This window comes from Rickettsiales bacterium Ac37b (assembly GCA_000746585.2).
Lineage (GTDB): Bacteria > Pseudomonadota > Alphaproteobacteria > Rickettsiales > Arcanibacteraceae > Ac37b.
In genome coordinates, this window is record CP009217.2 from 422,978 (window position 1) to 434,749 (window position 11,772).

The window sequence follows — 11,772 nt, forward strand, 5'->3', positions numbered from 1 at the left end:
GAATAAAGCAAAAAATATAGTAGGAGAGCTTTGAGGCAAAATGTCCCAAATTCAATCTTTTACTATATATCCACATTAGTTATAACTTATCTACTATTAAGGTATTAACAACCTATAGCTTTTATGATTTGTTTAAGATATAAAATTATTGATTAAAAATTAATGCAGCATTTAAGTTTTGTTTAAGTATATTTTTAAGATTTTGATAAGTTGTTGTTGATAAATCTTTATTAAGTATTAAAGACTGATGAACTACTATAGTATCTGTAATCTCTATACCTTTTTTATGTTCATTACATATTCTTGTTACATCTACCCAAGGAGTTTTTACAATAAAATTTAGGCCTTCTATTTTATCTGCTTTTGCGTTTTTAAAAATCATATGATTTTTAAAAGTATGGGGAATATCTATAAATAAATCCGAAATTTGACTATCTACAGAATCTATTATACTATTTAGCTTATCATACTTTAAAGTGAATGCATAACCAAGATTAGTTTTAATTTAGCTTATCATACTTTAAAGTGAATGCATAACCAAGATTAGTTTTAAAAGTCTTATTAAGCTGCTTATAAGAGTAATCTATTGTTACATCATGGACTATACGGCTAAGCTCAGGAATATCCATCTTTATCTTATTTTCTTCTTCTAAATAAGAATCACTTAATATATTAAATAACATGTCTTTAACAGATTTTTGTGATCTATATAAAGCCGCTGCTGTAATATTAATTGCTTTTTCACCTTTAAAAGCAATCTTGCCAGTGTCAATTATTGTATTATTATCAATTTTTATAATTTCCTTATCGATAATAATTTGAGCATGATTAGGATTAATATTAGGTATTTTTTCATACACGGGATTTTTATCATCCAACACTAAACTCATTTTACCTGCAATATCAGGAAAAATGCCTCCAACTTGGCTTACTGGATTAGTGGGATCAAGCCAATATACTTTTCCATCTTTATTTGTTAACTTTAATATCGCATGATTAAAATCATAAAGAGTAGGTAAAACACTATTATATGAGACTGCATTAACACCTCTTAATACTAAAGCTACCTGTGCTTTAAAACCCAACTTTTGGAACATTGCCGCAGTAGCCGTAGAAAAATCTTTGCAATCCCCCATTTGAGTTGTTACCAGCTTTTCTAAACTTTGTGGAATAAATCTACCAGCAATAGTACGCATATCTGACATATACTGTATTTTATCTATAATGCTAGATATAACTTTATTAATTTGGTCTGCTTCATCCTTAATTTCTGATACAGAATTCACTATTTCTTTTAATATTAGCGGCAAAGGCTGATTCATAACATTAATATAGTCTTTACTTAATCTCCTTGATAAATCCTTCCAATCCGTTAGACTCGACAATAATACCCAAGTAAGCTTATCATTATCCAATATTGAATTTTCTGGTTCGTTGATCACATATTTATATATAGGTTTATTTAATAGTATTTTTATAGAATAAAAACTATCCTCTTGATCTTTGGTAATAGTTAACACTTGATCTGGATCATTCACCACAGAATGTAAAGGAATTTTAGAACGTAATGTTATTATACTTTTCTTTAAATATTCTCCCGAACCAAAATGAAAAATTGTAGAAAAGACTTGATTTAGTGGTACCTTGGTAACAGACAATTTATACTTTAGATATATAGAAGCACCTATTTCAGCCTTAGGAAAGGCTAATAACACTTGTCTTTGTTGATCAAATCCATAGTGAGTACTAGCTAAAGGTTTATCTTCTATTAAGTTTTTAGATAATATATATTCCTGACCTTCAAAAAGTGTTTTCGCTTCCAATAATGAAAACTTTGAGCTGTCTCCATTATAATAATAAGTATAATGCGCAGCATATTCACGCCCTGCCTCTTTTAAAATTTTAGCCTGCATTTCTACAATCACATCAGTAGTACCATCCTCATTTACGGTAATGTCCTGATTATGTATTTCCATTTCTATATCTGCATCCGAATATTCAGCCCATCTTGCATTCGCAGTCCCTGCAAAACCAGCGATCACTAAAATATTTATTAAAATTATAATATATTTATTCATTTAATTTTTATCTCTTATTTCTTTAACAATAAATTTCAATAATTTATCTTGATTATCAGCCTCTATAATTACGTCATAATGATGAAAAACCGGATACGATATCAATCGATCATATTTACAAATATAATTTTGAAGTCTTTTATTATTTTTAAAATCATTAAATTTTTTGCAATTATAGCCAACTTCTTCTAACTCCTGAAATATTAGTGTAATTTTTGTACTCTGAGGAAATAGCTGTTGTAACCTTGTATCTAATATATCAGCAGTATTAAAATCTTCATTACGTAAATCCCCTCTAGAACTTCTATATAAGTTATTATGCATTAATATAGCTATAACTGTGCAAAATACTATTATAATCAAGAATTTTAATATTTTTCTCATTATAATAACTCCTCTATATTAATTTTCTACTATAGTAAATTAATTTTTATTTGGAACTAGGCTCAGACAAAGCGAAACCTACAAATAGTAGAAGGGCTTTGAGCTAACTGCGTCCCACAGTAAAATACTTTAAGGTAATAGATTTAAAATTTCTTTAAAACTAATAGAACCTTCACGCAATAATATTATTTTATCCGTACTTAAGTCAACTACCGTAGACCCTATACCTATTTCAGATCTTCCTCCATCAATGATCATATCGATTTGTGAGCCAAATATTGATTCTACTTCTTGGGCTGTTATACTACTATTATTATTAGATATATTTGCGCTTGTTGCAACTATAGGCCTTCCTACAGTTTTAATAATTTCAAGAGCTAAGTTATGATGAGGGATTCTAATACCTATGGTATTGTTATTTCCACTAATCATAGCAGCATATTTTACACTTTCTTTCAATTTTAGCACTATAGTTAATGGACCAGGAGTAAACTTCTCTAATAATATATATGCCCTTTTATCCAAAATAGCTACTTCTTCAATCATTGCTATACTATCTACTAATATGGCAAAAGGTTTATTAACATTTCTATTTTTGATTTGATAAAGACGTGATATAGCTGAAATATCATTAGGATTTGCAGCTAAAGCATATACAGTTTCAGTAGGAAAACTAATAATTCCTCCTGCATTAAGAATATCTACAGCTCTATTAATAACAGACTTAGGCTTATCAATTAACATACTTTTTAACTTTTTGATTAAGATAATTATAGCATAGAGATATGTTTTTGCAGAACTAAAACTAGTGATATATACTATCACTAGTTTTTAAACTTAACTAATCTTAACTATAATATTTCCTTTTTTCTTTATCACGTGATTCTCCTTTATTTTCTTTGTCCCGCGGTCTAGTGTTTTTGTGTTGAAAAGACTTAGAAGGCTTTTTAGAATTATAAGAGTTATTATTATATTCATCACGAGGTATATTATATAAAGCTTCACCAGTATCTTGATCTACCATACGCATACTTAATTTTATCTTACCACGACTGTCAATATCTAGAACTATTACTTTAACTGCATCGCCTTCTTTTATAAATTCATTTATATTAGTCAATTCATTATCTGTTAATTCACTAATATGCACTAGACCATCTCTAGTACCAACAAAATTTACAAATGCACCAAAATCTACTACTTTAACAACTTTGCCAGTATAGATAGACCCTATGACTGGATCTATTGCTATGTCTTCTATCATTTTTAAAGCAGCATTACCGGATTTACTATTAGTAGCTGCAATTTTTACAGTACCATCATCATTAATATCAATTTTTGCACCTGTCACATCACATATTTTACGTACTACACTTCCACCAGAACCTATTACCTCTCGAATTTTATCCTTAGCAATAGTTATAGTAGTAATAACAGGAGCATTATCATTTAAAGTCTCTCTATGAGAAGTAATAACGGTATTCATGTTATCTAAAATTAATAATCGTGACTCTTTTGCCTGCTCTAAAGCTCTTTGCATTATATCAGTAGTAATACCTTCTATTTTAATGTCCATTTGTAAAGCAGTAATACCTTGCTCAGTACCAGCGACTTTAAAATCCATATCACCTAAATGATCTTCATCACCCATAATATCAGATAAAATCACTACATTACTCTCTTCTTTTATTAATCCCATAGCAACACCAGCTACTGAACGTGTTATTGGGACTCCTGCATCCATTAAAGCAAGTGAAGCGCCACATACTGTCGCCATAGATGAAGAACCATTAGATTCAGTAATTTCAGATACTACCCTGATAGTATATGGAAACGATATTTTAGCTGGCAATACCGGACGTATAGCTCTCCATGCTAATTTTCCATGTCCTATTTCTCGTCTGCCCGGAGATCTTAGTGATGTTGTTTCTCCAACTGAATAAGGAGGAAAATTATAATGTAATAGAAAATGTTCACGCGAATCCCCTTCGAGTGAATCTATAATTTGTTCATCTTGAGCTGTACCTAAAGTTGTTACAACTAACGCCTGAGTTTCACCACGAGTAAATAATGCAGAACCATGTGTTTTAGGTAGTATTTCTACTTCTGATGTAATAACGCGTACAGTTTTACTATCGCGCCCATCTATCCTTACACCTTTTTCAATAATATCATTACGTACTATATATTCCTCTAACTTCCCAATGACTGAATTAATCAATAATTCCTCATAACCATCTTGTACTAATTTGGCTACCATACGCTTTTTAATATTATTTATTTTTTCATACCGTACTTGCTTTACTCGCTCCTTATAAGCATCACGTAAATCATGCTCTGCTAATTCTTTTACTAACAATTCAAGTGCATTATGTTCTGGTTTTGCAAATTCCCATCTATGTACACCACTTTCTTCTGCAAATTCTTTTATCATATCTATAATAGGTTGCATATTTTGATGGCCAAATACTACTGCATTTAGCATTACTTCTTCACTTAATTCATGAGCTTCTGATTCAACCATGAGTACTGAAGATTCTGTACCAGCTACTACTAAGTCTAATTTACTACCTTCAAACTGTTCACTGGTAGGATTTAGTACAAATTCTCCCTCTTTATATCCTATCTTTGTAGCCGCTATAGGACCATTGAATGGTATACCAGATATTGCTAGTGCAGCTGATGTACCAATTATCGCTAAAATATCAGGATCATTAACCATATCATATGAAAGTAGGGTACATATTACTTGCACCTCATTGAAAAAACCTTCTGGAAATAAAGGACGTATAGGTCTATCAATAAGACGAGATATCAATATTTCTCTTTCAGATGGACGCCCTTCTCTTTTATAAAAACCTCCAGGAATTTTTCCAGCCGCAAAAGCTTTTTCTATATAATGAACTGTTAATGGAAAAAAATCCGCTCCCTCTTTTATTTCTCTCTGCCCCACAACTGTACATAAAACTACGGTATTACCATATTGTACCAATACAGCACCATCTGATTGACGAGCTATTCTACCTGTTTCCAGGGTAAGTTTCCTACCAGCCCAGTCTATTTCCTTTTTTATTATTTTAAACATTCATAACCTTCCTAAATACTAACTCAATTTTGAGCGCGTTATATCGTAATAACTTATCCTTTTGTCACTTTTATCTCAAATACAAGCCTTATTTATAATATTTAACAATTATGCTGGATCTTTCCATAGCACTAAAATACTAGTAATACAGAAATATTTTCACAATTAATTATTTTACTCTGCTCTCTATTCATAAGTGTTGAAAAGGCTAAATAATATTATTATTTACGTATACCTAATTTACTAATCAAATCTTCATATCGTTCTTTTGATACTTTTTTAACATAGTCTAATAGTCTTCTACGTTGACTCACTAATATTAATAAACCACGCCTTGAATGATGATCTTTAGCGTGTTTTTTAAAATGTTCTGTTAAATTAATGATACGTTCCGTTAAAATAGCACACTGTACTTCTGGAGACCCAGTATCTCCTTCAGCTCTAGCAAATTGCTTAATTAATTCTTGTTTCTTGATTGCTGTAATCGACATCATATCCTCCTTAAATTAATAATTAAATACCTTTATTGGCTTTAAGTAATTACCAGCCTTTTCTACTAAAGCAGTCAATTGACTGCCAGAAAAAGCTTTTATTACGCAAGCCTCTTTACTTAAATTTAAATTACCCTCTAACAATTCTATACTTAAAGCACGTCCTTGTCGTAAAAACATAGCTTGCTCTGGATTACAAGTAAAAGCCGGGATGTCGTCCAGCACTACTTCTACAGGCATAATACAAGCTAGTAGTTCATTACTCAAATGCAGCCTTTCTAAATTTTCTAGAGAAATCGCTTGAGATATACTAAAGTTACCTACCTTTGTTCTACGCAAGTAAGAAACATATCCACATGTACCAAGAAACAATGCAAGTTCCCTAGCAATAGATCTAACATAAGTACCTTTACTGCATAATACTCTAATCTTTGTTTCTAGGCAATAGTTTAGATTACTTTCTTCTAATAATTCTATTTTATATATAATAGACTTACGTTTAGGCAGTTCATTAATTAAGCCCTGACGAGCTAAATTATATGCTCTTTTACCGTTTACTTTAATTGCAGAAAAAATTGGAGGTGATAAGAAAATCTCCCCTGTAAAAAATTTGAGAGCATTTCGTATTTCTTCTACACTAGGATATTTATTGGATCTAGCTATAACTTTTCCTTCTTGATCATCCGTATCTCTAGCTTCTCCAAAAGTAACTACAAACTCATACTCTTTAACATAATTCATGGCAAATTCTATTACCTTTGTTGCTTCACCAATAGCTATAGGCAATATACCTGTTGCCATTGGATCTAAAGTACCGGCATGACCAACTTTCCTTTTGTTAATAATTTTTTTAATTAAAGACACCACTGAAAAAGAGGTTATACTTAGAGGTTTATCAATAATTAACCACCCATTTACCACTTTCACCTACTTATATGATAAATTACAATTGCTCATTCTAAAATATTATAGATATATGACTTAATAAATAGGAAACTTCTTACATAAAGCTTTTACTTTTTCTAAAACTATCTTTTCTTGCTTAGTATTATCTGCTTTATTATGCACTAGACTATCTATAACATCTCCAATTAGATATCCTATTTCTATAAACTCTTCTGTACCAAAACCACGCGTTGTACCAGCAGGAGTACCAAGCCGAATACCAGAAGTCACCATTGGTTTTTCAGGATCAAATGGTATTGAATTTTTATTACATGTCAACCCAGCTCTTTCAAGACTTTTTTCTGTTATATCACCAGTTAACTGCTTAGGACGTAAATCTACTAACAATAAATGTGTATCTGTACCATCAGTGACAATGTCCAAGCCCCTATCTTGCAAAGTTTTTGATAAAGCCTTTGCATTATCTACTACCATTTTTATATAAGTTTTAAACTCTTCGTTTTGAGCTTCTTGAAACGCTACCGCTTTAGCAGCAATGACATGCATTAACGGCCCACCTTGCAATCCCGGAAAAATTGCAGAGTTTATCTTTTTAGCTATTTCTGCATTATTTGTGAGTATCATACCTCCTCTAGGGCCTCTTAGCGTTTTATGGGTAGTAGTTGTGACTACATCCGCATGCTCTAAAGGACTAGAATATAGGCCTGTTGCAACTAACCCAGCAAAATGAGCCATATCCACCATAAGATACGCACCTACTTTATCAGCAATAACTCTAAATTTATTAAAGTCTATTATACGGGGATAAGCAGACCCGCCAGCAATGATTATTTTAGGTTGATATTCCAACGCTAAATCTTCTACTTGCTTATAATCTATTAACCCATCTGTAGGCAAAACACCATATTGAATTGCATTAAACCATTTACCTGACAAGTTAGGCTTAGCTCCATGCGTTAAATGTCCTCCACTAGCTAATGACATTCCTAGTATTGTATCGCCAGGATTTAATAAAGCCAAAAATACCGCCTGATTTGCTTGGGAACCAGAATGAGGTTGTACATTTACGAATTCACAATTAAATAAAGCCTTGGCCCTATTAATAGCTAGTACTTCTATCTCATCTACATATTCACATCCACCATAATATCTTTTATGCGGATAACCTTCAGCATATTTATTAGTTAGTATACTACCCTGAGCTTCTAATACAGCTCTACTTACGATATTTTCAGAAGCTATTAATTCTATATTATATTGCTCACGCTCTAATTCTTTTGAAATAGATGTAAATACATCACCATCTTGTTCATATAATTTATTATTAAAAAAACTATTTATATGTAATAAATCCATTACTTACTGTTCCTTTCACTTATTATGTCACAACTGAGCATGAATCTTAAGAAATGTGTGATAATCACTTGCTTAAGATAACTTATCAATGCGCCTACTATGCCTTCCTCCCTCAAAGGATGTATTGAGAAACGTCCTTACACATTTTATTGCAATATCGTGCTCAATAATTTTACTTCCCAATACTAATATGTTAGCATTATTATGCTCTCTTGCTAACCTAGCCATATCCTCAGTGTTACATAAAGCTGCTCTAATTTTTTTATTTCTATTAGCAGCTATACTCATACCTATTCCGCTTGCGCAAATCAACACTCCTATATCGGCAATATTAGACTCAATTACTTTTACTAACTCACTTGCAAAATCTGGATAATCTACTGATATCTCATCATGTGTACCCAGATCATAAAAAACATACTCTGTTTCTAATGTTTTTTTGATTAATTGTTTTAACTGAAAGCCAGCATGATCAGAAGCTATCGCTACTTTATAGTTCATATTAATAATTACCACTTCGTATGTATAATCAGATTAAATTATTTAATCTGATTATACGTATTTAATTATTTTTTATTGTTTTGTAGCATTGATTGCAGGTATCTTCACTTCAACTTTCTTTAAACGATCATTCAAAGCTTTCAATACCACATCAGTAATATCTAAATCTTTTTTATAAAATAATGTTTGTGCAGTTGGTAGTGCTATACAAAAATGTTTTTCCTCAGCAAATTTACCAATAACTTCATCTAACACTTTCTGCATCTCGCCTAGAGCTGTTACATAAGCCTGATCTAATGCATTCTTCTTAACCTGTGTTTCACGCTGTACTTCTGCTACTTGATTGTTAAAATCTCTTACTTTCGTATCAAAAGCTTCTTTTGTAAGAGTAGCTTGTTGTTTACTAAGCTCTTGACTCTTTTTATTTAATTCTTCTTCTTTTTTATTAATTTGAGATTGATATTCACTATTCTTTTTCTCTAATTGTTCACGGATAGTTTTTGCAGCCAATGACTCATTAATAATTTTTTGTATATCAACTACAACTGTACTACAACACCCATCTTTGTCACACGCCTCTGCTTCAAACATGAACAAACTTATAGCAATTATTAATATATAACTTTTTATTCTTCTCATATAAAAACCCCTCTTTAAAAACTAGTTGCAAAGCTAATATGAAAATACTGTGATTTATCATACTTCTTCTTCATAACAGGATACGCAAAATCCATACGTATTGGCCCAATACGCGTTAACCACACTATACCAGTACCAACAGACATACGCAGCGATTTGTCATCCCATATTCTTCCTTTATTTATATTTTTATCCGATTTTTTGATATCTACACCAAATGCACTTCCCACATCCGTAAATAATGAACCAGAAATATCTAGATCCTTAGGTAAACCAAACGGAAAACTAAGTTCAGCTGTACCAATATAATAAGCATTACTACCCAAAGGCTCTCTTTGACTAGAGAAACTAGACCTAACAATAGGACCTATACCACCCATAGCAAACCCTCGAAATCCATAACTACCTATATCTCCTATAAAAAATCTCTCATTAATTCGTACATCTTTACCTAATCCAGCAATATATCCAGCATTTCCACTTAATTTTAGCACTATATCTCCTGAACGCCTAATTGGTATATAATATCTAACATTGCCTTCATTGCGGAAGAATCTAGAATTACCTCCTAGACCAGCAATTTCTTGATCTAACTTTAATAAATACCCTTTAGTAGGACTTATTCTATTATCAGTTTTATCATAAACAAAACTTTGACCGATAGACGAAATAATATTTTTACCTTGCTGCTCTTTGATAAAATAAGAAGCATCTTTATCTACATCACTAATCTTGTCTTTCCTTAATGTATAACGCAAAGAGTGATATAGATATTCATTAATACTATAACCTATATTTGGTACTACACCAATATTTACACTCTTATATGGATTCCAACGCTTTTTATCAGCAGTATTATTAAATAATTCAACACCAGCCGCTAGTTCTTTATCCATAAAATATGGCTCAGTAAAATTAAAATCTATATCTAACTTTTTAGATGCTTTCATAAATGCTACACCAACCTGCTGTCCTCTACCTAAAAAATTATCTTCTGAGATAGATATCTGACCTATAATACCATCCACGGTAGAATATCCGCCACCCAAATTAATTCTAGCAGTTGATTTTTCTTCAACATCAACATTAATATCTACACGATCCGGATGCTGAGTAGAGCTAGGAGTAAATTCTACCTTATCAAAATAATCCAGATTTTTAATACGCTGCTCTGATCTATTTATAAAAGACGCATTATAAGGATCACCCTCTGCTATTCTAAATTCTCTTCTAATAACTTGATCACGAGTACGTACATTACCACTAATATTAATTTTATTTAAGTATACCCTTTTACCTTCTTCAATAAGATATTTAATATTAATTAAATGATCTTGCCTATTATCATCTAACACCGCTTCAATACTTACAAAAGGAAAGCCATTATTATTCAACAGCTTTGTCATAGCATCTATACTATCTTCAATTTGATCATAGTCATAGATCTCGCCTTTTTTAGTAATGATTTCTTGAGATAGTTGCTTATTATATTCAGTATTTAATTTATTTTCTATTTCAACAGTGCCAAAACTATATCTCTCTCCTTCCTCTAGAGAAAATGTTATCATAAAAGAACTACGGTCCTTTGTTAATTCAGAATTAGCTGAGATGATTTTAAATTCTGGATAACCTTCAGAATTATAAAATCTACGTAATAATTCCTTATCGTATTCTAAACGATCTGGATCATAATTATCACTAGTAGAAAAGAATCTATACCAACGTGACTCTTTAGTATTAATTAAAGCACTTAATTTAGCATCACTAAAACGTTTATTACCCACAAAGAATATTTTACGTATAGGAGTTTTAGGACCTTCTTTTATTTCAAATACTAAATCCACTCTATTCTGAGGTAATTGGATTAACTTAGGCACTATAGATACTGCAAACCTACCCATTTTATGATATATATTTACCAAATGATTTATATCTTGCTGTAACAATGATTTATTGTATACCATCCTAGATTTTAGACTAATTTCTTTAATTAAATCATCATACTTAAGCTTTTTATTACCCTCAAAAGCTATCTGATTAATAGTAGGGTTTTCTAAAACTTTAACTACTATAGTATTTCCCTTAGGCTTCACCGATACATCAGAAAATAAACCTGTAGCAAACAGACTCTTTAACGATTCATCCATTGCTTGATAAGTAAATTTATCCCCTTTATGTACATATATATAATTTAAAATAGTATCTTCTTCTACTCTTTGATTTCCTTCTATAATTACAGAATTTATAACCCAATTTTCACCTTCATTTCCTATAGATTCAGAAATATTATAAGCGGCTAAAAATAACACTAATAAAAATATACGTACCATAT

General features: G+C 31.1%; 11 protein-coding genes. All 11 read right to left on the reverse strand.

From position 1 onward, the window contains the following. Positions 1 to 145: 145 nt before the first annotated feature. Entirely contained in the window at positions 146 to 382 is a 237-nt protein-coding gene (locus NOVO_02135; GenBank protein ID AIL64822.1) for a hypothetical protein, read from the reverse strand. A gap of 118 nt (positions 383 to 500) precedes the next feature. Continuing rightward, entirely contained in the window at positions 501 to 2,078 is a 1,578-nt protein-coding gene (locus tag NOVO_02140; GenBank protein ID AIL64823.1) for a hypothetical protein, read from the reverse strand. Next, positions 2,079 to 2,462 (reverse strand): hypothetical protein, encoded by a 384-nt coding sequence (locus NOVO_02145; protein AIL64824.1) that lies wholly within the window; start codon positions 2,460 to 2,462, stop codon positions 2,079 to 2,081. A gap of 129 nt (positions 2,463 to 2,591) precedes the next feature. Beyond that, positions 2,592 to 3,287 carry a Translation factor (SUA5) gene (gene yciO, locus NOVO_02150; protein AIL64825.1) on the reverse strand — a complete coding sequence of 232 codons (696 nt, stop codon included), beginning with the start codon at positions 3,285 to 3,287 and terminating at the stop codon, positions 2,592 to 2,594. Positions 3,288 to 3,309: 22 nt separating this feature from the next. Further along, positions 3,310 to 5,547: a Polyribonucleotide nucleotidyltransferase gene (gene pnp, locus NOVO_02155; GenBank protein AIL64826.1), complete on the reverse strand. Its 2,238-nt coding sequence runs from the start codon at positions 5,545 to 5,547 to the stop codon at positions 3,310 to 3,312. Between the two features lie 221 nt (positions 5,548 to 5,768). Beyond that, positions 5,769 to 6,038, reverse strand: a complete 270-nt coding sequence (gene rpsO, locus NOVO_02160) for a Ribosomal protein S15 (GenBank protein ID AIL64827.1) — start codon at positions 6,036 to 6,038, stop codon at positions 5,769 to 5,771. Positions 6,039 to 6,053: 15 nt separating this feature from the next. Continuing rightward, the gene (gene truB / locus NOVO_02165) at positions 6,054 to 6,959 is read right to left on the reverse strand and encodes a tRNA pseudouridine synthase B (GenBank protein AIL64828.1); all 906 of its coding nucleotides are present in this window, start codon (positions 6,957 to 6,959) and stop codon (positions 6,054 to 6,056) included. A gap of 60 nt (positions 6,960 to 7,019) precedes the next feature. Next, positions 7,020 to 8,300 carry a Serine hydroxymethyltransferase 2 gene (glyA2, locus tag NOVO_02170; protein AIL64829.1) on the reverse strand — a complete coding sequence of 427 codons (1,281 nt, stop codon included), beginning with the start codon at positions 8,298 to 8,300 and terminating at the stop codon, positions 7,020 to 7,022. A gap of 72 nt (positions 8,301 to 8,372) precedes the next feature. Next, positions 8,373 to 8,801, reverse strand: a complete 429-nt coding sequence (rpiB, locus tag NOVO_02175) for a putative ribose-5-phosphate isomerase B (protein ID AIL64830.1) — start codon at positions 8,799 to 8,801, stop codon at positions 8,373 to 8,375. 72 nt (positions 8,802 to 8,873) lie between these two features. Next, entirely contained in the window at positions 8,874 to 9,440 is a 567-nt protein-coding gene (locus tag NOVO_02180; protein AIL64831.1) for an Outer membrane protein, read from the reverse strand. A 14-nt stretch (positions 9,441 to 9,454) separates the two neighbouring features. Then, positions 9,455 to 11,770 (reverse strand): Outer membrane protein omp85 precursor, encoded by a 2,316-nt coding sequence (locus tag NOVO_02185; GenBank protein ID AIL64832.1) that lies wholly within the window; start codon positions 11,768 to 11,770, stop codon positions 9,455 to 9,457. Positions 11,771 to 11,772 lie beyond the last annotated feature (2 nt).

Bases quoted from the DNA above. Each gene is read 5' to 3' on its own strand.
- rpiB (AIL64830.1), bottom strand. From the start codon at position 8,801: ATGAACTATAAAGTAGCGATAGCTTCTGATCATGCTGGCTTTCAGTTA.
- NOVO_02135 (AIL64822.1), bottom strand. From the start codon at position 382: ATGATTTTTAAAAACGCAAAAGCAGATAAAATAGAAGGCCTAAATTTT.
- glyA2 (AIL64829.1), bottom strand. From the start codon at position 8,300: ATGGATTTATTACATATAAATAGTTTTTTTAATAATAAATTATATGAA.
- NOVO_02180 (AIL64831.1), bottom strand. From the start codon at position 9,440: ATGAGAAGAATAAAAAGTTATATATTAATAATTGCTATAAGTTTGTTC.
- rpsO (AIL64827.1), bottom strand. From the start codon at position 6,038: ATGTCGATTACAGCAATCAAGAAACAAGAATTAATTAAGCAATTTGCT.
- NOVO_02145 (AIL64824.1), bottom strand. From the start codon at position 2,462: ATGAGAAAAATATTAAAATTCTTGATTATAATAGTATTTTGCACAGTT.
- NOVO_02185 (AIL64832.1), bottom strand. From the start codon at position 11,770: ATGGTACGTATATTTTTATTAGTGTTATTTTTAGCCGCTTATAATATT.
- pnp (AIL64826.1), bottom strand. From the start codon at position 5,547: ATGTTTAAAATAATAAAAAAGGAAATAGACTGGGCTGGTAGGAAACTT.
- NOVO_02140 (AIL64823.1), bottom strand. From the start codon at position 2,078: ATGAATAAATATATTATAATTTTAATAAATATTTTAGTGATCGCTGGT.